This window comes from Vreelandella sp. 162(4c) (assembly GCF_058152265.1).
In genome coordinates this window covers 3,697,098-3,721,293 of the sequence record NZ_CM176981.1, presented here as the reverse complement: position 1 = coordinate 3,721,293, position 24,196 = coordinate 3,697,098, and the positions used below count along the sequence as shown (strand labels likewise).

Genomic DNA, 24,196 nt, shown 5'->3' with positions numbered 1-24,196 from the left:
CGATCAAATCAGTGGTAAGTTGATGATCGCCACCAGCCATCCCTCAGAGTGCGCTTCAGCGCAGGAGATGCAACATGTCAGCGCGTATTGCCACGGTTAGCCGTGACACCAACGAAACGCAGATCAAGGTCAGCGTCAATCTCGACGGCGAAGGCCGTCTTAGCTGCCAAACCGGCGTTCCGTTCCTGGATCATATGCTTGATCAAGTTGCTCGCCACGGGATGATCGATCTCGACATCAATGCCACTGGCGACCTGCATATTGACGACCACCATACCGTAGAAGACCTGGGTATTACGCTAGGCCAAGCTTTTTTTGAAGCAATTGGCGATAAACGCGGCATTTACCGTTATGGTCACGCCTATGTTCCTCTTGATGAAGCACTCTCCCGGGTAGTGATCGACTTTTCCGGTCGGCCAGGTCTGTTTATGAATGTTGAATTCACCCGCGACACTATCGGCAGCCTGGACACTCAGTTGTTCTGGGAGTTTTTCCAGGGCTTTGTCAATCACGCCCGCGTGACGCTGCATATCGACAACATCAAAGGCTTTAATGCTCACCACCAGGCGGAAACGATCTTCAAGGCCTTTGGCAGAGCACTCCGCATGGCCGTGATGGAAGATCCGCGTATGGCAGGCCAAATGCCTTCCACCAAGGGGAGCTTGTAATGCTGCGCCATATGACGGGCTATATGACGGACTATGCTGCTAGCCACATTTTGTCTACCTCCACAAGGAGCGCTTCATGACCATTGCTGTGATCGACTATGGAATGGGCAATCTTCATTCTGTAGCCAAAGCGCTGGAGCATGTGACCCATGAGAATGTCGTCATTACCCGCGACCCGCGCCGTATCCTCGGCGCAACGCGTTTAGTGCTACCGGGCCAAGGGGCCATTCGTGACTGCGTTGGCGAACTTGAGCGCACCGAATTACGCGGGCTGGTGGAGGATATCTTAACCCGCCAGGCCAAACCGCTGCTGGGTATCTGCGTGGGTCAGCAGATGCTACTGGAGCGCAGCGAAGAGAATGGCGGCGTAGAGTGTCTGGGGTTCTTTAAAGGCAGTGTAGATCGTTTTCCTGGCGATATGCGCGACGTCCACGAGCAGCGCTTGAAAGTACCGCACATGGGCTGGAACGTGGTAGAGCAGCACCATGAACACCCACTCTGGGCAGGTATTGATAATCGCGAACACTTCTACTTCGTGCATAGCTACTACGTTAATGCCGATGAAGATGCACAAGTATTTGGTACGACCCAATACGGCAAGGTAACCGCCCATGTGGCCATTGGCCGTGACGCGACCTTCGCGGTGCAGTTTCACCCCGAAAAAAGCTCTCGCGCGGGCCTTCGCCTGCTTGAAAACTTTGTCACCTGGACGCCCTGAGAGGATTTTGTATGTTGGTAATTCCCGCTATTGATCTCAAAGACGGCCAGTGTGTCCGATTGAAGCAGGGCCGCATGGAAGACGCGACGTCTTACGGCGATGACCCGGTGGCCATGGCGGCGCGCTGGGTAGAAGCAGGCGCCCGTCGCCTGCACCTGGTAGATTTGAACGGCGCCTTTGAAGGCAAACCGGTGAACGGTGACGCCGTGACGGCTATCGCCCGCGCTTACCCGGATCTGCCGATTCAAATTGGTGGCGGCATTCGCAGTGCGGAAACCATCGAGCACTACTTAAGCGCCGGTGTCTCTTATGTGATTATCGGCACCAAGGCAGTTAAAGAACCCGCTTTTGTGGGCGAGATGTGCCGCGCTTTTCCCGGCCATGTGATCGTTGGACTTGATGCCAAAGATGGCTATGTCGCCACCGACGGCTGGGCAGAGGTCTCCACGGTAAAAGCCACTGAGCTTGCCAAGCGTTTCGCCAACGACGGCGTCTCCAGCATTGTCTACACCGACATTGCCCGCGACGGCATGATGCAAGGCGTCAATGTGGAAGCCACCGCGGCGCTTGCCCGCGAAGGCGGTTTGCCGGTGATCGCCTCCGGTGGTGTGACCAACCTGGACGATATCAAAGCACTCTGCGAGGTTGCTGATAGCGGTATCCTGGGCGCTATTACCGGTCGGGCAATTTACGAAGGCAGCCTGGATGTTGCCGAAGCTCAGCGGCTGAGCGACCAACTGACGGGAGGCGATTCATGAGCCTTACCAAACGCATTATCCCCTGCCTCGACGTAGACGCCGGGCGCGTGGTCAAAGGCGTTAATTTTGTCGGCATTCGCGATGCCGGTGATCCGGTGGAGATTGCCCAACGCTATAACCAGCAGGGCGCCGATGAAATCACCTTTCTCGACATTACCGCTAGCCACGAAGACCGCGACACGACGGTGGAGATGGTTGAACGCATTGCTGGCGAAGTGTTTATTCCGCTAACCGTCGGCGGCGGCATTCGCAGCTGTGACGACATTCGCACTATGCTGAACGCCGGGGCGGACAAAGTATCGATCAATACCGCAGCGGTCACTAACCCAGAGTTTGTGCGCGAAGCCGCCGAGCGTTTTGGTAGCCAGTGCATTGTGGTGGCGATTGACGCTAAACGGGTTTCCAAAGAGGGTGAAACGCCCCGTTGGGAGATTTTCACTCACGGCGGCCGCCGCCCAACAGGCCTGGATGCCGTTGAATGGGCGAAGAAGATGGTTGAGTTCGGGGCGGGCGAGCTACTGCTCACCAGCATGGATCGCGACGGCACCAAGATTGGTTTTGACCTGGGCGTGACCCACGCGATTTCCGAAGCGGTGAGCGTTCCGGTGATAGCCTCAGGCGGTGTGGGCAACCTGGATCACCTGGTGGATGGCGTACTCAAAGGTGGTGCCGATGCAGTGCTGGCCGCCAGTATTTTCCATTTTGGCGAATACACCATCCCTGAAGCTAAGCGCTATATGGCCGAACGCGGTATCGAAATGCGGCTTTAAAATACTCTCTATCAACCAGGAGCTTCGAATGTTTCGTTTACACCCATGGATGGGATGGCTAGCAGGCCTGCTATTAAGCACGCCTGCTACTGCCTTCACGCTACCTGATTGGCCACCGTCGTTGGAGTGGGATCACACCCTGGTGCAAACCAGCCTTTATACCCGCCACTTCAGCCCCGACCCGGAACACACTAACCAACAAGACCTGGTTAGCATTGAACTGCATAATCCGAATCACTGGTTAGCGGGCGGGGCTTGGTTCAAAAACTCCTTCGATCAGCCCTCTTGGTACTTCTATGCGGGGCGGGAGTTCCCTCTTTGGCAAACCGATCAGGGGATAAACGTGCGCGCCAAACTCACTGGCGGACTCCTGCGCGGCTATAAAGGCGAGTATCGCGACAAAATTCCGCTCAATCACTTGGAAATCGCCCCGGCCGCACTCCCCAGTATCGGTGTGCAATGGGGCCGGTTTGAATCAGACCTGATCATTTTCGGCACCGCAGGCATGATGCTAACCACAGGGGTGCGCTTTTAGTCGCTACTCCTCAACATCGTCTAGCGATAAACCCAGATTGCTGATGCCACCATTGCGGCCTAATTCACGCACCTCTTTCAGCGACGCCTTATCCAGCGGTTCGCTGACGGCTTCCAATACGGCATCCTGAAAATCGTTTTCGTCGTCCATCAGCGGGTGGTCGCGAATAATCAGCGCTAGCTTCTGTGCGTCAACCTCGCCTTCAGTAAGCTCTATAAAGGCGCGTACGCCCGCTCGGGATGTGCGGCTAACATCCAGCACGGCCTCTGGGGAGTCGCCTTGCAGGGTGTCCAGCAGCGCTGAGACCGATACTACTGCATCCAGGGCGCGCCGGGCACCAAAGCTGTCATCCTCTTCGGGCGGCTCACACTCGGCTAGCTTTTCCGCTTGGCGGGCAAAGTCGATACTGGCATTGGGCACATTAAGCCGCTCCCAGACCAAACTCAGCACGGTGCCTAGCGTATGGCTATCACCCTGGCCGGTGGTTTGCTGATAAAGCATATAGTTAGGCAGCAAACGCTCACACAACGCCGCCATGAAGGCTTGCTGGGCAGGTAGTGGGAGTTCTTGTAACCGTTGGTAAAAGCCCTGAGGTTTCGACACCATACTGATTTCCTGGATCGCTTGACGTGGGATATTGGTGAAAGTTAGCGGGTACGTTATCGTCTCTCTACGCTTGGGGCGATCCCCAGCGCTTTGATGATTGTACGGCCGGCGAGGAGATTACCATGCATATTCATCTGCTACAGCACGGCCCTGACCATGGCCCCGCCCGTTTAACCGATTGGCTAACCAGTATGGGCCATAGTTACACCGTTTTTCATCTCTACGCAGGCGAGCTAACGCCCCGCCCAAACGAGTCTGATGCACTGATTATACTTGATGGCCCAGAAGAGCTACTCAGCCATCCTCCTGCGTGGTTTAAAGCCGAAGATAAGCTCATCAACCGCTATTTGGATGGCCAAAAACCACTGCTGGGTATTGGCGTAGGCGCCCACTGGATAGCCCAGGCACTGGGCTCGGTGGTAGCGCCTGGTACCTATACTGAAACAGGCTGGCATACAGTCACCCTAGCGCCGGAAAGCTCGCTGGATTTACCCGAAACATTCAGCGCTTTTATGTGGCATCGCTATGTCTTCAGTTTACCCGACGATGCGCTGCCCCTAGGCGGTAGCAAAGCTGCACCGCTACAAGGGTTTGCATGGGACAGAGGTCGTGTCATCGGCCTGCTGTGCCACCTGGAAGCCACTGCGGCTAGCGTGAAACAGCTACTGGGCACAGCCGAGTGGCCTGAAGCGTCACCTTCCACTACCCGCTATGTTCAGGATGCGGCCCAAATATTAGAAGACCCCAACCGCTTTATTCACCTCGCGCCACAGCTCGACCGACTGATGACCCAGTGGCTTAAAGCAGCGTAACAGTACAAGCTATAAGGCCGTCAGCGGTTCCACTGCCTGGCGGCCTCTAGGCAGCTATCCCAATCGCCCACATGAATCTCTGGCGGCGCAGCGTCGCGCTGCTTCTCTAAATGGTAGCGGTAGAGCGGGTCGTAGTACTCGGTGAGCAGCGGCGCAAGCCAGGCTTCATGGGCTTGGGGGTTGCCCTGGGCATGCTCTTTGAATGCCAGCGCCTGCAGCCGCTGTAAGCGCTGAAGGCGCGCGTTACCCAAGCGTTTTCCTAGTCGGATAAGGGAATTACTTAACTGCGCCTGCATTAATTGCCAGCCCTGGTAGGCCCCATGACGAGCGGCATAGGCCTGCTCCAGGTCGATAATATAGTCCTGCTGAATCTGAGCAAGGCGCCAATCCAGCGGCATTTCGATACGCACCCGCGGCGCTTGCTGCTGCGCCCGCCAGAAGTTCAAGGGAATATTGGCGCTGCCAATCTGACGGGACTCATCTTCGATGACCAGCCCTTCCATCAGCCCGATTAGCCGCTTGGCCAGCGCATGCTCAAAGTTGATTTGAGTAGCAGGCTCTTCAGGTCTGCGCCCAAAAGCAGAACCTTTGTGGTGCGCATAAGCTTCCAGATCGACGCCATTATCGAGCTGATTAATCAGCGCTGTTTTTGCACACCCAGTGAGCCCTGCAACAACCAGCATTGGCTGAAGCGCGGCCGTATCAATGCGCTCACAGAGCGCTTGGCGCATAGCCTTCCAGCCACCCTCCAGCCGTGGCCTTGAGATACCGGCCTCTTCCAGCCACTGCTGAGCAATTTGCGAGCGCAGTCCACCGCGAAAGCAGTAAATCAATGCATCTGGGTATTCGGCTAAGTACTTCTGCCACGCTGCGACCCGAGCCTGCTTGACCTCGCCGCTGACTAAACGCTCACCTAGCTCAATCGCCGCGGCTTGACCATGCTTCTTATAAGCGATACCCACCTGATGACGCTCGTCATCGACCATTAAGGGCAGATTGACGGCACCGGGCAGCGCGCCCTGGGCAAACTCCACCGGGGCGCGCACATCCATTAGCGGTCGCTCTTCTCTAATTAAACCCAATACCGCCGGTGTGGTGGCTGGAGTTGTGGCCAGTGTCACCCGACCACCTCGATGGAGACTTTACCCTGGCGCGCCTTCATGACGCCGAATGACTGTAACGACAGGCCGAATTCGCGACCAATACGCTCAACGTCATCCTCCCAGGCGGGGTCAACGCTGAGCAGCAGGCCGCCGGAAGTCTGAGGGTCACATAACCACTGCCAGTGGGCTTCATCCATGGCTGGCAGGCTTTCCCCCAGCGCATCACGATTGCGCAGCGTACCACCAGGCACAGCGCCTTGGCGGCGGTAGGACTCTGCCTCGGCCAGACGAGGCAACTTACGGAAATCAATCTGGGCCATGACGTTACTGGCCTGGCACATTTCAGCAAGGTGGCCCGCCAAGCCAAAACCAGTAACATCAGTCATGGCATTCACCCCTTTTACATTGGCAAGCTTCACACCAATACTATTGGGCTTGAGCATCGTTTCACGGGCAAGACCATGGTGGCCCATTTCCAGCAAGCCACGTTTCTCTGCTGTGGTTAGCATGCCTACGCCTAACGGCTTGGTTAAAAACAGTAGATCACCCGGCTTGGCGGTGCTGTTTAGCTTGAGCTTATCCAGGTCGACTAAGCCGTTTACCGCGAGTCCGAAAATCGGCTCGGGCGCATCAATGGAGTGACCGCCCGCCAGGGCAACGCCTAATTCGCGACATACCGCCTGGGCGCCGGCCATTACGTCACCAGCCACTTCAGCGCTGAGCTTATCCAGCGGCCAACCGAGAATACCTAACGCCATCACCGGCGTGCCGCCCATGGCGTAAACATCGCTGATGGCATTGGTCGCCGCGATACGCCCAAAATCGAAGGGATCATCGACAATGGGCATAAAGAAGTCCGTGGTGGCAATCATGCCCCGCCCATCGCCCAGATCGTAGACAGCCGCATCTTCGCGTCCCTGATTGCCGACGATAAGCCGCTTATGGCCCGCCGCTGGCCCCGCCTTGGCAAGAATGCCATCCAGCACGTCTGGGGCGATTTTGCAGCCACAGCCCGCGCCGTGGCTATATTGGGTCAAGCGAATCGAACTCATCGTGTCTCTCCTTGGCACTTGGGGAATATCATCAGTTTAACCCAGTATCGTCCAGGCTACAGGGCGTCCAGCGCATCGCTGAGTTTATCAACAGCGATCACTTCCATACCCTTAGGCGCCTGCTTGGGTGCGTTAGCGCGCGGTACAATGGCGCGGAGAAAACCGTGCTTGGCCGCTTCGGCAATGCGTTCTTGACCACTGGGCACCGGGCGTATCTCGCCCGATAGCCCAACCTCACCAAACACCACTAGCTCTTTGGGTAGCGCGCGATTTTGCAGGCTAGAAACCACGGCTAGCAACACCGCCAAGTCGGCGCTGGTTTCGAGCACTTTGACACCGCCGACGACATTCAAGAACACATCCTGGTCACCGGTGAACAATCCACCGTGGCGATTAAGTACTGCCAGCAGCATAGCCAGGCGGTTTTGATCAACGCCGACGGCGACACGGCGAGGGTTACCCAGCGCGGACTCATCCACCAGCGCCTGTACCTCCACCAGAATCGGCCGTGTGCCTTCCCAGACCACCATGACTAAACTACCTGGCGCCTGCTCCTCCTGGCGAGAAAGAAAGATTGCGCTGGGGTTTTTAACTTCTTTAAGGCCCTGTTCAAGCATGGCGAAAACACCTAGCTCGTTGACGGCGCCAAAGCGGTTTTTCTGCCCTCGCAGGGTACGAAAGCGTGAGTCGGCGCCCCCCTCTAATAGCAGCGAGGCATCAATCATATGCTCAAGCACTTTAGGGCCCGCCAGCGAACCGTCCTTAGTGACGTGGCCTACCAGTAGCAAAACCGTATTAGTCTTTTTGGCGAAGCGCGTTAGCGCCGCGGCTGACTCGCGCACCTGGGCAACGCCACCGGGTGCAGAACTGATATCTTCCAGATGCATGGTTTGGATGGAGTCAATCACCAGAATCTCTGGCTTCTCCCGCTCAGACACCGCCAGAATAGTTTCTACACTGGTCTCGGCCAGCATTTTCAAACCATTGGTGGGCAACTGTAGGCGGTGCGCACGCATCGCTACCTGGGAGAGTGACTCCTCACCGGTCACATAGAGGATACGCCGCTGCTGGGCCAACTTGCAGGCCGTTTGCAGCAGCAGGGTCGATTTGCCCGCCCCAGGATTACCACCCAACAGAACCGCTGACCCGGGCACCAACCCTCCGCCTAGCACGCGATCAAACTCCGCGAACGTCGAGCTCATACGCGGCACTTCACTAAGATCCACATTGCCCAGGTCGATCACTTCGCGTGACAGATCACCCGCGTAACCAGATCGACCGGGGGCTGCGCCGCCACCAGGGCGAGCGCTCGCCAAGTGCACTTCACTGAGCGTGTTCCACTCTTGGCAACTGCTACATTGCCCCTGCCATTTACGGTATTCGGCGCCGCACTCGGTACACACAAAGGCGCTTTTGGCTTTGGCCACTGCCATTACACTCCTACTGTTGCCGTCACTAAGTGGCAACTTACGCTTGGCTGCCGCTAGTATTCATCACTTACTGTCGCGTACTTTATATTCATGAGTGCCAGCAAACACAAAAGGCGGCCAGTGGCCGCCTTTTGTACTACTGGCTAACGTCTTATTGACGCTTTAGCTGCAGCATTTCACCATTTTCAAAGCGGCGACGCTCTGGATCAATCAACTCCAACGTGCTCTCATCAATACGCATGAAGTAGTAGATTTGACCATCGCCATCTGGCGTCAGTTCGTAAACAGTGGCGTCCGGATCGGAAGGCGTACCGGTTAGCACTTCCCAGTTACCCGCGTAGTTTTCATCCGGCGGTGTTTGAGGGTGGTTACGGTAAGAAGCGTTCAGTGTGAAGGTACGCTCTTCAGCCGCGCTCATCTCTTCACCCACCATCGTGACATCCAGATCGATACCATCGCAATTGCGGCAAGGTAATGAACCTTGGTAATTTTGCTGTGCGGCAGCTGCCTCTTCTTGCTGCTGCTCCATGGGGCTGCTTGCACAGCCAGCCAGCAGTGCCAACATGGCCGAACCGGCCAGCAAACTCTTAAGTTGCATAGAGTGTCTCCTTAATCTCGTGTTGGACATCACATTTATTTACGCGCACTTATGACAGCATAACCGCTACAAGGTGCGACGCACACCCCTAGTGATGCGAATGCTTGCGCTTAGTTAGCCTTCAAGCGACCATGGTGTACCTTGCTAGGATAATCAGGTTACCCACATGAGCCAATACTGGAGTCCGGCCGTTCGCGAACTTACGCCTTACGTGCCCGGCGAGCAGCCACGCGAGCAGCTTGTAAAGCTCAATACCAATGAAAACCCTTACCCACCTGCGCCAGGTGTCGGTGAGGCACTGCGTGACTACGCGACCGATCATCTACGCCTCTACCCTGACCCAACCTCTGCAGCGCTGCGTGAAGCGTTAGCGGAGACGTTTCAGGTAGCAAGTAGCCAAGTGTTTGTCGGTAATGGTTCCGATGAGGTGCTGGCGTTTGCCTTTCAGGCATTTTTCCGCCATGGCGCACCACTAGACGTACCCACGATCACCTATAGTTTCTACCCCGTTTACGCCAACCTTTATGGCGTTGAGCTGCGAAAGCATCCGCTCAATAAGCAGTGGGAAGTCGATATTGATGCTCTTGCGGCTGATGCTAACCGTAGCGGCGTTATTTTCGCTAACCCCAACGCTCCTACTGGCCACGCGCATTCGCTTGCGGCTATCGAGGCGCTGCTAAAGCGCGTCACTGATCGAGTAGTGCTGGTGGACGAGGCGTATGTCGATTTCGGCGCAGAGAGTGCTGTTTCGCTGATTGATCGCTACCCTAACCTTCTCGTCACCGGTACGTTTTCTAAATCACGCAGTTTGGCAGGCTTGCGGCTAGGCTATGCGGTGGGCTCAGAGGAGTTGATCGATGGCCTGTTGCGGGTAAAAGACTCCTTTAACTCTTTTCCAGTGGATAGTTTGGCAAGCTTAGTAGGCATCGCCGCACTCAAAGATGTCGAGCATTTTGAAGCCTGCCGCGAGCGTGTTATTACCACCCGTGAACGCACTCGCCGGCGCCTTGAAGCCTTGGGCTTTGAAGTGTTACCCTCTAAGGCTAACTTTGTGCTCGCCCAGCACCCTAACCACGAAGGCGCGCAGCTATTTGCTGGCCTACGCGAGCGGGGCATTCTGGTGCGCCATTTTAATACCTCAGACCTCAACAACTTCCTACGCATCACCATCGGCACCGATGATGAGATGGATAGCCTGATTGAAGCGTTAGAGATGCTTCTCTAGTAAAGGGTGAGGGGTGTAAGGAGTGAGGAGAGCCTTGCTGGCAGCTCACACCCTTTACTCCTTACTATTTACCCCTCACAACCTCCCCCTCACGCAAAAAAAATCCCCCAAGGCATCAGCCCTGGGGGATTTTTCATAATAAGTGCCTGACGATGACCTACTCTCGCATGGGGAGACCCCACACTACCATCGGCGCTAAGCGGTTTCACTTCTGAGTTCGGCAAGGGATCAGGTGGTTCACGCGTGCTATGGTCGTCAGGCGTAACTGTTAATGTACATCATGCTGTTTGTGATCGTCTCATTGTGCCGCCTGCTCGTTTGAGTCAGGCCACACGCTGCGTATCCGGCTTTTTAATGCTTCGTCATCATCACGACCAGACCCCTTGGGTGTTATAGGGTCAAGCCTCACGGGCCATTAGTACACGTTAGCTCAACGCCTTGCAGCGCTTCCACACCGTGCCTATCAACCAGCTGGTCTCGCTGGGCCCTTCAGGAGGCTCTAGGCCTCAGGGATGTCTCATCTTGAAGGGGGCTTCCCGCTTAGATGCTTTCAGCGGTTATCCCGTCCGACCATAGCTACCCGGCAATGCCACTGGCGTGACAACCGGAACACCAGAGGGTCGTCCACTCCGGTCCTCTCGTACTAGGAGCAGCCCTTCTCAAACATCCAACGCCCACGGCAGATAGGGACCGAACTGTCTCACGACGTTCTAAACCCAGCTCGCGTACCACTTTAAATGGCGAACAGCCATACCCTTGGGACCGACTTCAGCCCCAGGATGTGATGAGCCGACATCGAGGTGCCAAACACCGCCGTCGATGTGAACTCTTGGGCGGTATCAGCCTGTTATCCCCGGAGTACCTTTTATCCGTTGAGCGATGGCCCTTCCATACAGAACCACCGGATCACTAGAACCTGCTTTCGCACCTGCTCGACGTGTCTGTCTCGCAGTCAAGCACCCTTATGCTCTTGCACTCAATGCACGATGTCCGACCGTGCTGAGGGTACCTTCGTGCTCCTCCGTTACTCTTTAGGAGGAGACCGCCCCAGTCAAACTACCCACCACACACTGTCCTCGATCCGGATAACGGACCTGAGTGAGAACGCCAATGATGCCAGGCTGGTATTTCAAGGTTGGCTCCCTCCGAACTGGCGTCCAGAGTTCAAAGCCTCCCAGCTATCCTACACAGGCAACATCAGCGTCCAGTGTGAAGCTATAGTAAAGGTTCACGGGGTCTTTCCGTCTAGCCGCGGGTACACCGCATCTTCACGGCGATTTCAATTTCACTGAGTCTCGGGTGGAGACAGCGTGGCCATCATTACGCCATTCGTGCAGGTCGGAACTTACCCGACAAGGAATTTCGCTACCTTAGGACCGTTATAGTTACGGCCGCCGTTTACCGGGGCTTCAATCAAGAGCTTCGCCTTGCGGCTAACACCATCATTTAACCTTCCGGCACCGGGCAGGCGTCACACCCTATACGTCCGCTTGCGCGTTAGCAGAGTGCTGTGTTTTTAATAAACAGTTGCAGCCACCTGGTATCTTCGACCGGTTCGGGCTAGGAGAGCAAGTCTCTTCACCCTATGCCGGCGTGCCTTCTCCCGAAGTTACGGCACCATTTTGCCTAGTTCCTTCACCCGAGTTCTCTCAAGCGCCTTGGGATTCTCACCCTGACCACCTGTGTCGGTTTGGGGTACGGTCGCACATGATCTGAAGCTTAGAGGCTTTTCCTGGAAGCGTGGCATCAGTGACTTCCTGACCGTGGTCAGTTCGTCTCGTGTCTCGGCTTTAAGACCCCGGATTTACCTAAGGTCTCGGCCTACTCACTTTCACCAGGACTACCAACGCCTGGCTCACCTAGCCTTCTTCGTCCCCCCATCGCAACCATGTCCGGTACGGGAATATTGACCCGTTTCCCATCGACTACGCCTTTCGGCCTCGCCTTAGGGGCCGACTCACTCTGCTCCGATTAGCGTCGAACAGAAACCCTTGGTCTTCCGGCGAGGGTGTTTTTCACACCCTTTATCGTTACTCATGTCAGCATTCGCACTCGTGATACCTCCAGCGAACTTCTCAATTCACCTTCATCGGCTTACACGACGCTCCTCTACCGCGAATTCCTATCGAAATAGAAACTCACCCGTAGCTTCGGTACCTGGTTTAGCCCCGTTACATCTTCCGCGCAGGCCGACTCGACTAGTGAGCTATTACGCTTTCTTTAAAGGATGGCTGCTTCTAAGCCAACCTCCTAGCTGTCTGAGCCTTCCCACATCGTTTCCCACTTAACCAGGATTTCGGGACCTTAGCTGACGGTCTGGGTTGTTTCCCTTTTCACGACGGACGTTAGCACCCGCCGTGTGTCTCCCACGCGTTACTCACCGGTATTCGGAGTTTGCCTCGGGTTGGTAAGTCGGGATGACCCCCTAGCCGAAACAGTGCTCTACCCCCGGCGGTACTACGTGAGGCGCTACCTAAATAGCTTTCGAGGAGAACCAGCTATCTCCGAGCTTGATTAGCCTTTCACTCCGATCCACAAGTCATCCAAATCTTTTTCAACAGATCCTGGTTCGGGCCTCCAATTGATGTTACTCAATCTTCACCCTGCTCATGGATAGATCGCTCGGTTTCGGGTCTATATCCAGCGACTGTGTCGCCCAGTTAAGACTCGGTTTCCCTACGGCTCCCCTATACGGTTAACCTCGCCACTGAATATAAGTCGCTGACCCATTATACAAAAGGTACGCAGTCACAGAACAAGTCTGCTCCTACTGCTTGTACGCACACGGTTTCAGGATCTATTTCACTCCCCTCTCCGGGGTTCTTTTCGCCTTTCCCTCACGGTACTGGTTCACTATCGGTCAGCCAGGAGTATTTAGCCTTGGAGGATGGTCCCCCCGTCTTCAGTCAAGGTTTCTCGTGCCCCGACCTACTCGATTTCACATGATCAGATTTTCGACTACGGGGCTATCACCCGCTACGGCCACGCTTCCCAGCGTGTTCGCCTAATCAGTCACATGCTTAAGGGCTGGTCCCCGTTCGCTCGCCGCTACTAGGGGAATCTCGGTTGATTTCTTTTCCTCAGGGTACTTAGATGTTTCAGTTCCCCTGGTTCGCCTCGTACACCTATGTATTCAGTGCACGATACTCATCTTGTGATGAGTGGGTTTCCCCATTCAGAAATGCCCGGGTCACAGGTTGTTGCCACCTCACCGAGCCTTATCGCAGGCTACCACGTCTTTCATCGCCTCTGGCTGCCTAGGCATCCACCGTGTGCGCTTCATTGCTTGACCCTATAACCCGAAGGAGTCTGGATGTCGCAATGATCACGTTTCATTTTGCCGGATACGCTGACGCGTATCACAATTTAAGACCACTTCTTGCGAAGTGTTCTTGTCAGCATGATATACATTGTTAAAGAGCGACTGCTATAAGCAGTGATAAGCGTTCTTTCATATTAAAAAAGAAAAAGACCTTTAAGACCTTAAAAGCTATTTTTTCTTTTTAACGTGAAAAAAACAGAGCCACTTATCACTGCGTATCAACAGTATTCTGATCAGGTAATTCATTGTGGACGCTTACCAACTGTGACGCATCGTTTAAGGAGGTGATCCAGCCGCAGGTTCCCCTACGGCTACCTTGTTACGACTTCACCCCAGTCATGAACCACACCGTGGTGATCGCCCTCTTGCGTTAGGCTAACCACTTCTGGTGCAGTCCACTCCCATGGTGTGACGGGCGGTGTGTACAAGGCCCGGGAACGTATTCACCGTGACATTCTGATTCACGATTACTAGCGATTCCGACTTCACGGAGTCGAGTTGCAGACTCCGATCCGGACTGAGACCGGCTTTAAGGGATTCGCTGACTCTCGCGAGCTCGCAGCCCTTTGTACCGGCCATTGTAGCACGTGTGTAGCCCTACCCGTAAGGGCCATGATGACTTGACGTCGTCCCCACCTTCCTCCGGTTTGTCACCGGCAGTCTCCTTAGAGTTCCCGACATTACTCGCTGGCAAATAAGGACAAGGGTTGCGCTCGTTACGGGACTTAACCCAACATTTCACAACACGAGCTGACGACAGCCATGCAGCACCTGTCTTACAGTTCCCGAAGGCACACCAGAATCTCTTCCGGCTTCTGTAGATGTCAAGGGTAGGTAAGGTTCTTCGCGTTGCATCGAATTAAACCACATGCTCCACCGCTTGTGCGGGCCCCCGTCAATTCATTTGAGTTTTAACCTTGCGGCCGTACTCCCCAGGCGGTCGACTTATCGCGTTAACTTCGCCACAAAGTGCTCTAGGCACCCAACGGCTGGTCGACATCGTTTACGGCGTGGACTACCAGGGTATCTAATCCTGTTTGCTACCCACGCTTTCGCACCTCAGTGTCAGTGTCAGTCCAGAAGGCCGCCTTCGCCACTGGTATTCCTCCCGATCTCTACGCATTTCACCGCTACACCGGGAATTCTACCTTCCTCTCCTGCACTCTAGCCTGACAGTTCCGGATGCCGTTCCCAGGTTGAGCCCGGGGCTTTCACAACCGGCTTATCAAGCCACCTACGCGCGCTTTACGCCCAGTAATTCCGATTAACGCTTGCACCCTCCGTATTACCGCGGCTGCTGGCACGGAGTTAGCCGGTGCTTCTTCTGCGAGTGATGTCTTTCCTACCGGGTATTAACCGATAGGCGTTCTTCCTCGCTGAAAGTGCTTTACAACCCGAGGGCCTTCTTCACACACGCGGCATGGCTGGATCAGGGTTGCCCCCATTGTCCAATATTCCCCACTGCTGCCTCCCGTAGGAGTTCGGGCCGTGTCTCAGTCCCGATGTGGCTGATCATCCTCTCAGACCAGCTACGGATCGTTGCCTTGGTGAGCCATTACCTCACCAACTAGCTAATCCGACATAGGCTCATCCAATAGCGGGAGCCGAAGCCCCCTTTCTCCCGTAGGACGTATGCGGTATTAGCCTGGGTTTCCCCAGGTTATCCCCCACTATCGGGCAGATTCCTATGCATTACTCACCCGTCCGCCGCTCGTCAGCGGGTAGCAAGCTACCCCTGTTACCGCTCGACTTGCATGTGTTAGGCCTGCCGCCAGCGTTCAATCTGAGCCATGATCAAACTCTTCAGTTTAAGATCTATGTGATCCTTACATGTCACCCGAGGGCAACAAAAGCGGATCAAACTTGGCTCAAGGTTCAAACGAATTCATTCAAAACAGATATCAAAGGACGAATCCTTTAAAACCTTAATTGCTTGAGTCGCTTGCCTTGATATTGAGTGATTTGTCACCAACGTCAGCAAGCGCCCACATGAATTACCTGATCAAATTGTTAAAGAGCTGTTTCGCTGCGGTGGCTAGCTAATAAACCAACTGGGCCACACGGCTTGCCGTTGAACTGGCTTGCCTCAGCGAGGAAGGCGTATTCTACGCATTCCCTGGTGGTTGTCAAGGGTGTTGTTTTCGATGCAAACCTGACCACATCCAAAACCGCTAACTCTTTGACGAACCGAAGATTTTACACTTCATTCACCGCTGGTAACGCTTGGCGTCCCCGGCAGCGGATGCGTACTTTACGGATTCGCTGACGGGTTGGCAAGGGCTGTTTTGAAATAACTGTCAAAAAAGTGGAGAAAAGTACTATCTACTCGTTTTAGCCTTACGCATAACGGCTAATACAGGGCCTGAAGCCACGTAGGTACCAAACAGCAATAACAGCATCACTGAAGGCTCGACCGAGATCAACACAAACGCCAGCACTATGGCTAGCAGCACAACAAAAGGTACCGGCTTTTTAAAATCGAGATCCTTGAAGCTGTAGTAACGGATATTACTCACCATCAACACACCCGCCGCAGCTACTACTACTAACATCAATAGTTTGAAACCAAAGGCATCGGCATCAAAGCTATGGAACGTCCATACACTGGCCGCCACTAGCGCGGCTGCAGAAGGGCTCGGCAAACCGATAAACCACTTTTTATCAACACTACCAATTTGTACGTTAAAGCGCGCAAGGCGAAGCGCCGCGCAGGCAACATAGAGAAAGGCCACTACCCACCCCGTCTTACCGATGTCCTGAAGAATCCAGGTAAAGGCAACTAAAGCGGGCGCCATACCAAAGGAGACCATGTCAGCCAAGCTGTCGTACTCAGCGCCGAATTCACTTTGCGTATTGGTCATACGGGCGACGCGGCCATCCAGGCCATCCAGTACCATGGCAATAAAGATCGCAACGGCAGCCGAGGTAAACTCACCATTAATGCCTGCCACTACTGCAAAAAAACCGGCAAAAAGCGCCGAAGTGGTAAATAGGTTGGGCAGCAAATAGATGCCTCGACGGCGAATCTTTTTACCGTCCTCTACGGCCTCTTCGACTACTTCGGTTTCACGCAAGAAGGCAGCCGCCAAATCTTCATTGTCGCCCACTTCTGACTGATGAGCACTGTCTGGCTGCTCAGCTTTATCAGACGGAGCCGAGTCTGGCTGGCCTGGGTTTGACTGATCAGAGTTTGAGTGCTCTTGGTCGCGAGCGTCCTGTGTCATAGTTTTCATCCATTAAAAGAGAAGTCACGGGAACCGTAGTCGCTTTCATTCTACACGGTGAGTGCCACTCAGCCAGCCAATTGCTGCATTGATGCCCTGCGCGGTCTGCATCAGCGAGCGCTAACAGGTTAATAACTAAAAAGCGCCGCTCCGGGAAAGAAGCGACGCTTATGTTTACATTTAAGTGCTGACTGTAAAGGCTAAGTACTTTCGTGCTTAAAGCGACAACACCTTATCGCCCCGGGCAATACCCGAGACCCCAGTACGGGCGACCTCAAGAATACCCACCGGCGCCATGGCCTGAAGGAAAGCATCAAGCTTGCCCGCATCACCGGTGATCTGCACGGTATACAGGCTTGGCGTTACGTCGACGATCTGCGCGCGGAAGATATCCACCGTGCGCTTCACTTCATCGCGGGCCGCGCCTAGCGCTTTCACTTTAACCAACATCAGCTCGCGCTCGATATGGTTGCCTTCGGTTAGATCCACCAGCTTAACCACATCAATCAGCTTATTGAGGTGCTTGGTGATCTGCTCGATCACCCGGTCGTCGCCTATGGTGGTGACCGTTAAACGCGATAGCGACGGGTCTTCAGTGGGTGCCACGTTAAGCGTTTCAATGTTGAAGTTACGCTGGGAGAACAACCCGACTACACGTGACAGCGCACCCGGTTCATTTTCTAACAGAATCGAGATGATATGACGCATCAGGTACGCTCCGTTTTAGACAGCAGCATGTCGCGCATGGCACCTAACGGCACCTGCATCGGATAGACGTGCTCAAAAGGGTCGACCTTCACGTCAAGAAAGACCAGCTCGTGCTTATCAGCAAACGCACGCTCCAGTGCAGGCTCCAATTCATCAAGCGTATTGACGGTAATGGCGGTAAACCCATACGCCTCAATCAGCATATGGAAGTCCGGCAGCGACTCCATATAGGAGTGCGCGTGGCGTGACTTATAGTTCAAGTCCTGCCACTGACGTACCATACCCAACGACGCATTGTTAAGGTTGACGATCTTAACGCCCACCCCGTACTGCTTACAGGTGGAGAGCTCCTGCATCATCATCTGGAAGCTTCCTTCACCGGTGACGCACACTACGTCATCATCCGGGTAGTTCTGCTTGATACCCATGGCGGCGGGGAAACCAAAGCCCATGGTGCCCAAACCACCTGAGGTGATCAGTCGGTTGGGTTTATCAAACTTGTAGTACTGCGCTGCGAACATCTGGTGCTGACCAACATCGGTAGTCACGTAGGCTTCGCCTCGGGTTACCCGACAAAGCGCTTCAATAACTTCCTGTGGCTTAAGCGCTTCACCCACCTTGGAAGGCTCATAAAGCTTGCCTTCACGGTCGGCACGCCAGCCATCAATCTTTTCCCACCACTCAGTCAGTGCTTCAGGATGGGCAATTTTATGCCCCTGCACCAAACTGATCATCTCATTGATAACGCTGGATGCCGGGCCCACGATCGGCACATCGGCACGCACCGTTTTAGAGATCGAACTTGGGTCAACATCAACGTGGATGATTTTAGCTGTCGGGCAGAACTTCGAAGTGCTGTTGGTCACGCGGTCGTCAAAGCGCGCCCCAATGGCAATGATCAGATCGGCGTGGTGCATGGCCATGTTCGACTCATAAGAGCCATGCATGCCCAGCCAACCCAAACACTGCCGGTCACTTTGCGGATACGCGCCAATGCCCATCAGCGTGGTGGTAATCGGGTAGCCCAGCTGCTTGACCAGATCAGTCAAGCCTTCGCTGGCTTTGCCCGTGACCACGCCGCCACCGGTATAGAACACCGGGCGCTTGGCTTTGAGTATCATCTCAACGGCTTTTTTGATCTGCCCTGTGTGGCCACGCGTAACAGGGTTGTACGAGCGCATCTTGACCTTTTTCGGATAGATGTACTCATAACGCTCAGTGGGAGCCGTCATATCTTTTGGGATATCGACCACCACCGGGCCCGGACGCCCTGTAGCTGCTAAATAAAACGCCTTTTTGAGCACTTCCGGGATTTCAGACGGGTGACGAATCGAGAAGCTGTGCTTCACGATGGGCCGCGTCACGCCGACGATATCGGTTTCCTGGAAGGCGTCTTCACCGATCAGATGACTTGCCACCTGGCCACACAGCACTACCATGGGAATGGAGTCCATGTAGGCGGTGGCGATGCCGGTGACGGCGTTGGTGGCACCGGGGCCTGAGGTAACCAGTACGCAGCCGGGCTTGCCTGATGCACGGGCATAGCCATCGGCGGCGTGAGTAGCCGCTTGTTCGTGACGCACCAGAATGTGCTTCACTTTGTCCTGGCGGAAGAGTGCATCGTAAATATGCAGCGCTGCACCGCCGGGGTAACCATAAATGTATTCGATGCCCTCATCTTGCAAGAAGCGGGCGATCATATCTGCGCCGGAAAGCAGTTCCACTGTATTTCTCCCCTGGAGGTCTCGAGTGCGATCCGCAGGACATCCTGCGGTGTCGAGTGCGGCGGTATGCCGCTGCCGGCCCTTGCCGGCACCTGATGCCAAACCCTGGCAGATGGCCCGGTTAGGGCCTGCACTCTTGTCGGGAGAGGGTGCCTTATGTCGACATAAATCACCCGCTCCCTTACACGGCAGTTCGCCGTGTCGGGGCGTTGGCCAGGTTGGGCGGTTAGCCCAAGCCCGGAAGTCCTTCGGCGGGTAGAGGCTCTCGCCTACCCTTCGCGCGGGAATTAGGGGTTGCCCGTTGGATCCGCGCCCGCAAATCAGGAACTGACAAGATTCCATTAGCAGCCCCACCCTGTCAACCGCCATTGCTCGCTGAATGCGCCCATGAGCCCCTTTTCGGCTCAGAGTTGCGGTAATCCAAATACGATTCTCGACGCACGAGACCAATGTCTAAGCCGAGAAATTCGCATATCGCCTGTGTGACTGATGTAATATTTTAGGTGACACGATTCATCTAAAGTTTATTTCTGACATTTACAGCACTGTCTGGAAGTGCACTTCCGAGGAAACATCGCCAGCATTTCCTTGCTTCTCATAGGCTTTCTAAATTCAGCCTACTTGGAGATGGTTAGCGCTCATTAGGTGAATCGATTCATCAAACAACGAAGGGTCAGCCAACTGACCTACTACAGCAACAAGTAGCGCGAGGAAAAGCTCATGTCACGCATTGTGCAATGGTCCATTACCGTGGCACTAGCCGGCTTCCTGTTCGGCTTTGATACGGCAGTAATTTCTGGGGCCGACAAGCCCATTCAAACACTCTGGGGCCTCAGTGACCTGCAGCATGGTCTGTTGATCATGTCGATGGCTTTATGGGGCACTGTACTTGGCGCCATCTTCGGTAACTGGCCTACCGACCACCTCGGTCGGCGCATGACTCTGCTGTTGATTGGTGTTCTGTACTTGGTATCGGCGATAGGATCCGCCGTGGCCACCGACCCCTGGGTCTTCGCCCTCTTCCGCCTCATCGGTGGCATTGGTGTGGGCGTCTCTTCGGTCGCCGCCCCGATTTATATTTCCGAGATTGCCCCACCTCGACATCGGGGTGTACTGGTGGCCATGTACCAGTTCAATATCGTCTTCGGTATCCTCATGGCGTTCGTTTCCAACTATGTCATCGGCAGTATGATAGACGGGGATATCGCCTGGCGCTGGATGCTGGGCATCGAGGCCATTCCGGCTCTGATTTACACTCTGATGATTACCCGTGTTCCGCGTAGCCCACGCTGGCTCATCCTCAAGCGCAATGACGTCAAAGAAGCAAGTCGCGTGCTGCGGATGATCGACCCAGACGTGGATGTTGATGCAGAAATTGCCACCATGCGAGCCGCCGAGAACGAGGAGCGCTCCGCTAATGCACGCTTCTTCTCTCGCCGCTATCGGCTGCCGATCCTGCTTGCCTTTCTGATCGCCTTCTTCAATCAGTTATCGGGTATCAACTTCATCATCTACTACGCGCCACGCGTGCTTGAGGCCGCTCAGCTCGGTAGCCAAGCGGCACTGCTGTCCACCGCGGGCATTGGTTTAGTCAATCTGGTCTTCACCATGATCGGGATGTCGCTGATCGACCGGTTCGGACGGCGCACACTCCTGTTCATCGGTTCCGCAGGGTACCTGTTGTCATTAGTTCTGATCTCACGTGCCTTCTTTACCGATTCCCTGGGCGGTATCGAGGTGCCGCTGCTACTGGCCCTGTTTATTGCTGCCCATGCTATCAGTCAGGGGGCGGTGATCTGGGTCTTCATTGCAGAGGTGTTCCCCAACCATGTGCGTGCTCGCGGTCAATCCTTTGGCAGCTCAATCCACTGGGTCTTCGCAGCTTTGATTACCCTGGTCATGCCTTGGGTACTGGGCACTTTTAGTGGTGGCCCGGTGTTCGCCTTCTTCGCCATCATGATGTTGCTGCAATTAGTATTCGTGCTGATCCTGATGCCGGAAACACGCAATGTTTCTCTTGAAGAACTGCAAAAACACTTGGTAGGTAACGACGTCAAACTACGTAGGGTTCATCTATCAGGTGCCAGAGTTAAAGTCTGACCCACCCACAAGAAGCCAATAAAAAAGCCTCGCCAGCAAAGCTAGCGAGGCTTTTTACCTACTCAATTAGCCGAAGTGGCAGCTCAATTATGAGCTAAACACCAACTTACCCTCTTCTGCGTTGATATGGATAGTATCGCCAGGGGCAAATTTGCCACCCAGCAGGTCTTGCGCCAGCGGGTTCTCGATACGGCTCTGAATCGCCCGCTTGAGTGGCCGCGCCCCGTACACAGGGTCGAAGCCCACCACCGCCAGTTGCGCCATGGCCTCTGGGCTGACCTCAAGCTTCAGGTCGTGCTCGGCAAGGCGCACTTTCAAGCGCTCAAGCTGAATACCGGCAATGGCTTGAATCTGCTCTTGGCCCAGGGCGTGGAACACTACCACTTCATCGATGCGGTTGATGAGCTCAGGCCGGAAGTGGTTACCCACCACCTCCATGACCATGTTTTTCATCGACTCATAGTCGCTGTCTTTATCAGCACTGACGTCACCACCCATGCGCTGGATAATGTCAGAGCCCATGTTCGAGGTCATCACGATCACGGTGTTGCGGAAATCTACCGTGCGGCCCTGGCCGTCGGTTAAGCGGCCATCTTCCAATACCTGCAGCAGGATGTTGAAGACATCCGGGTGGGCTTTCTCCACCTCATCCAGCAGCAGCACCGAATAAGGCTTGCGGCGCACGGCTTCGGTCAGGTAACCACCCTCTTCGTAGCCGACGTAGCCAGGAGGCGCACCGATCAAGCGGGCCACGGAGTGCTTCTCCATAAACTCCGACATATCGATACGCACCATCGCCTCTTCGGTATCGAACAGGAAGTTCGCCAGTGACTTACACAGTTCGGTTTTACCCACCCCGGTGGGGCCGAGGAACAGAAACGAACCGTTGGGGCGATTAGGGTCAGAAAGCCCGGCCCTGGAGCGGCGTACCGCATTGGCCACCGCCTCGACGGCCTCATCCTGGCCAATCACCCGCTGGTGCAACGCCTCTTCCATGCGCAAGAGCTTATCGCGCTCGCCTTCCAGCATTTTGGAGACCGGAATGCCCGTCCAGCGGGAGACGACTTCGGCGATCTCTTCTTCAGTGACGTTAGAACGCAGCAACTGATGGCTTGAGGTATCCGCTTCACCTTCCGCGCTTTCGGCAATTTTCTTCTCTAGCTCTGGAATCTTGCCATACTGAATTTCCGACATCCGACCCAAGTCGCCCTGGCGGCGGGCCTGTTCAAGGTCAATGCGTGCCTGTTCAAGCTCAGCTTTAAACTGAGCAGCCCCTTGAATACTGGCTTTCTCGGCTTTCCAGATTTCATCAAGATCCGCGTATTCGCGCTCTAGGTCGTGAATCTGGGTATTGAGTGCCTCCAGGCGTTTTTTAGTGGCCTCGTCAGTCTCTTTCTTAAGCGCCTCACGCTCCATTTTGAGCTGGATCAGGCGGCGATCAAGGCGATCCATCGCCTCTGGCTTGGAGTCCAGTTCCATACGAATCCGCGAGGCGGCCTCATCAATTAGATCGATGGCTTTATCAGGCAGCTGGCGATCAGTGATATAACGGGTCGAGAGCTTGGCCGCGGCAATGATCGCCGAATCGGTAATATCCACGCCGTGGTGCACTTCGTAGCGCTCTTTTAGGCCGCGCAGGATAGCCACGGTGTCCTCTTCGGAAGGCTCATCAACCAGCACTTTCTGGAAGCGGCGCTCCAAGGCGGCGTCTTTCTCAATGTACTTGCGGTACTCATCAAGGGTGGTCGCCCCCACGCAGTGCAGCTCGCCGCGGGCCAGGGCAGGCTTGAGCATATTGCCCGCATCCATGGCGCCTTCAGCTTTGCCTGCCCCGACCATGGTGTGCAGCTCGTCAATAAACAGGATCACCCGGCCTTCTTCCTGGGAAAGCTCCTTGAGTACCGCTTTCAAGCGCTCTTCAAACTCGCCACGGAATTTGGCACCCGCCAATAGCGAGCCCATATCCAGCGAGAGCACGCGCTTCTCTTTTAAGCCTTCCGGCACTTCGCCGTTAACGATGCGCTGGGCCAACCCCTCGACAATGGCGGTTTTACCCACCCCCGGCTCACCGATTAACACCGGGTTGTTCTTGGTACGCCGCTGCAGCACTTGAATGGTACGGCGAATTTCGTCGTCGCGGCCGATCACCGGGTCGAGCTTGCCGTCCAGCGCGCGCTGGGTAAGATCCATGGTGTATTTATTGAGCGCTTCGCGCTGATCTTCGGCGTTGGCATCGTCGACGGTAGCACCGCCACGCAGGCTGTTAATGGCGGCTTCAAGAGATTTACGGTTAATCCCCGCGTCTTTAAGCAGCTTGGTAATCGCTGAATTCATTTCCAGCGCTGCCAATAGAACGAGTTCACTGGCGATAAACTGATCACCGCGCTTCTGCGCTTCGCGATCGGTTAAGTTAAAAAGCTTGATGAAGTCCCGCGATGGCTGCACTTCGCCGTCGAACTGCCCCACCTTGGGTAGGTTATCCAACTGCTGCACCAACCCATCGCGCAGACGCGAAGGATTGCCCTCGGCTTTTTCAATCAGGGCTTTAATACCGGTGTCTTTGGTGTCAAGCAGGGCCAACAGCAGGTGTGCTGGGTCTAGCTGATTATGACCGCGGCCAACGGCCAGCGACTGCGCTTCGGCAATCGCACTTTGAAGCTTGGCGGTAAATTTATCAAAACGCATGGAATTCCTCCTGGGGTAGCCGTGCGTTTGGACGCACCGCGTGACCCGATAACGTGTCATTAGACGTGCTAAATCACTATTAGCTTGACAAGTTAAATGGCGTCAGTTCCATGCTTTTCAAGAGGTGGCGGTGTAAACCACTGACTTATGGAAGCTTA

General features: G+C 55.0%; 17 protein-coding genes and 3 rRNA genes. 8 read left to right on the top strand and 12 right to left on the bottom strand.

What is annotated here, in order from left to right:
- The first annotated feature begins 74 nt into the window (after window positions 1–74).
- The 5 genes from hisB to AC4EYZ_RS17015 all read left to right on the top strand — a co-directional run bounded on the left by hisB (window position 75) and on the right by AC4EYZ_RS17015 (window position 3,449).
- Window positions 75–668, top strand: a complete 594-nt coding sequence (gene hisB / locus AC4EYZ_RS17035) for an imidazoleglycerol-phosphate dehydratase HisB (RefSeq protein ID WP_009288591.1) — start codon at window positions 75–77, stop codon at window positions 666–668.
- Between the two features lie 76 nt (window positions 669–744).
- Window positions 745–1,386, top strand: coding sequence for an imidazole glycerol phosphate synthase subunit HisH (gene hisH, locus AC4EYZ_RS17030; protein WP_474192440.1), 642 nt, complete (start codon window positions 745–747; stop codon window positions 1,384–1,386).
- Between the two features lie 11 nt (window positions 1,387–1,397).
- Window positions 1,398–2,144 (top strand): 1-(5-phosphoribosyl)-5-[(5-phosphoribosylamino)methylideneamino]imidazole-4-carboxamide isomerase, encoded by a 747-nt coding sequence (hisA, locus tag AC4EYZ_RS17025; protein WP_138799834.1) that lies wholly within the window; start codon window positions 1,398–1,400, stop codon window positions 2,142–2,144.
- Window positions 2,141–2,914, top strand: coding sequence for an imidazole glycerol phosphate synthase subunit HisF (gene hisF / locus AC4EYZ_RS17020; RefSeq protein WP_008957631.1), 774 nt, complete (start codon window positions 2,141–2,143; stop codon window positions 2,912–2,914). The genes hisA and hisF overlap by 4 nt, the downstream gene beginning before the upstream one ends.
- 28 nt (window positions 2,915–2,942) lie before the next feature.
- Window positions 2,943–3,449 carry a hypothetical protein gene (locus AC4EYZ_RS17015; RefSeq protein ID WP_474192441.1) on the top strand — a complete coding sequence of 169 codons (507 nt, stop codon included), beginning with the start codon at window positions 2,943–2,945 and terminating at the stop codon, window positions 3,447–3,449.
- A gap of 3 nt (window positions 3,450–3,452) precedes the next feature.
- On the opposite strand, the gene AC4EYZ_RS17010 is transcribed toward AC4EYZ_RS17015, so the two are convergent.
- Window positions 3,453–4,055 carry a YjaG family protein gene (locus AC4EYZ_RS17010; RefSeq protein WP_022522032.1) on the bottom strand — a complete coding sequence of 201 codons (603 nt, stop codon included), beginning with the start codon at window positions 4,053–4,055 and terminating at the stop codon, window positions 3,453–3,455.
- A gap of 122 nt (window positions 4,056–4,177) precedes the next feature.
- On the opposite strand from AC4EYZ_RS17010, the gene AC4EYZ_RS17005 reads away from it, so the two are divergent.
- The gene (locus AC4EYZ_RS17005) at window positions 4,178–4,867 is read left to right on the top strand and encodes a type 1 glutamine amidotransferase (RefSeq protein ID WP_490203931.1); all 690 of its coding nucleotides are present in this window, start codon (window positions 4,178–4,180) and stop codon (window positions 4,865–4,867) included.
- A gap of 20 nt (window positions 4,868–4,887) precedes the next feature.
- Here AC4EYZ_RS17005 and mnmH read toward each other — a convergent pair whose 3' ends face one another.
- The 4 genes from mnmH to AC4EYZ_RS16985 all read right to left on the bottom strand — a co-directional run bounded on the left by mnmH (window position 4,888) and on the right by AC4EYZ_RS16985 (window position 9,050).
- Window positions 4,888–5,988: a tRNA 2-selenouridine(34) synthase MnmH gene (mnmH, locus tag AC4EYZ_RS17000; RefSeq protein WP_490203930.1), complete on the bottom strand. Its 1,101-nt coding sequence runs from the start codon at window positions 5,986–5,988 to the stop codon at window positions 4,888–4,890.
- Entirely contained in the window at window positions 5,985–7,022 is a 1,038-nt protein-coding gene (gene selD, locus AC4EYZ_RS16995) for a selenide, water dikinase SelD (protein ID WP_039860823.1), read from the bottom strand. Before selD ends, mnmH begins: the two co-directional genes overlap by 4 nt.
- 56 nt (window positions 7,023–7,078) lie before the next feature.
- On the bottom strand, window positions 7,079–8,449 hold the full coding sequence (gene radA, locus AC4EYZ_RS16990; RefSeq protein ID WP_053857190.1) for a DNA repair protein RadA: 1,371 nt from the start codon (window positions 8,447–8,449) through the stop codon (window positions 7,079–7,081).
- A 154-nt stretch (window positions 8,450–8,603) separates the two neighbouring features.
- On the bottom strand, window positions 8,604–9,050 hold the full coding sequence (locus AC4EYZ_RS16985; RefSeq protein WP_022522027.1) for a copper resistance protein NlpE N-terminal domain-containing protein: 447 nt from the start codon (window positions 9,048–9,050) through the stop codon (window positions 8,604–8,606).
- 166 nt (window positions 9,051–9,216) lie between these two features.
- On the opposite strand from AC4EYZ_RS16985, the gene hisC reads away from it, so the two are divergent.
- Window positions 9,217–10,275, top strand: coding sequence for a histidinol-phosphate transaminase (gene hisC, locus AC4EYZ_RS16980; RefSeq protein ID WP_474193198.1), 1,059 nt, complete (start codon window positions 9,217–9,219; stop codon window positions 10,273–10,275).
- A gap of 144 nt (window positions 10,276–10,419) precedes the next feature.
- Here the strand turns inward: hisC and rrf are convergent.
- The 6 genes from rrf to AC4EYZ_RS16950 form a co-directional block, all read right to left on the bottom strand.
- Window positions 10,420–10,535, bottom strand: a 5S ribosomal RNA gene (gene rrf / locus AC4EYZ_RS16975).
- Between the two features lie 134 nt (window positions 10,536–10,669).
- A 23S ribosomal RNA gene (locus tag AC4EYZ_RS16970) occupies window positions 10,670–13,567 on the bottom strand.
- Between the two features lie 307 nt (window positions 13,568–13,874).
- Window positions 13,875–15,407 (bottom strand): 16S ribosomal RNA (locus AC4EYZ_RS16965).
- Together the 16S, 23S and 5S rRNA genes form the textbook arrangement of a ribosomal RNA operon.
- A 508-nt stretch (window positions 15,408–15,915) precedes the next feature.
- Complete coding sequence (pssA, locus tag AC4EYZ_RS16960) at window positions 15,916–16,821, bottom strand: CDP-diacylglycerol--serine O-phosphatidyltransferase (RefSeq protein WP_035538112.1); 906 nt, start codon at window positions 16,819–16,821, stop codon at window positions 15,916–15,918.
- A gap of 216 nt (window positions 16,822–17,037) precedes the next feature.
- Window positions 17,038–17,529, bottom strand: coding sequence for an acetolactate synthase small subunit (ilvN, locus tag AC4EYZ_RS16955; protein ID WP_009287561.1), 492 nt, complete (start codon window positions 17,527–17,529; stop codon window positions 17,038–17,040).
- Window positions 17,529–19,253: an acetolactate synthase 3 large subunit gene (locus AC4EYZ_RS16950; RefSeq protein WP_027956886.1), complete on the bottom strand. Its 1,725-nt coding sequence runs from the start codon at window positions 19,251–19,253 to the stop codon at window positions 17,529–17,531. The genes ilvN and AC4EYZ_RS16950 overlap by 1 nt, the downstream gene beginning before the upstream one ends.
- Before the next feature lie 720 nt (window positions 19,254–19,973).
- Here AC4EYZ_RS16950 and AC4EYZ_RS16945 point away from each other — a divergent pair.
- Window positions 19,974–21,353, top strand: a complete 1,380-nt coding sequence (locus AC4EYZ_RS16945; protein WP_474192372.1) for a sugar porter family MFS transporter — start codon at window positions 19,974–19,976, stop codon at window positions 21,351–21,353.
- An 87-nt stretch (window positions 21,354–21,440) separates the two neighbouring features.
- Here the strand turns inward: AC4EYZ_RS16945 and clpB are convergent, their stop codons facing one another.
- Entirely contained in the window at window positions 21,441–24,038 is a 2,598-nt protein-coding gene (clpB, locus tag AC4EYZ_RS16940; RefSeq protein WP_474192371.1) for an ATP-dependent chaperone ClpB, read from the bottom strand.
- Window positions 24,039–24,196 lie beyond the last annotated feature (158 nt).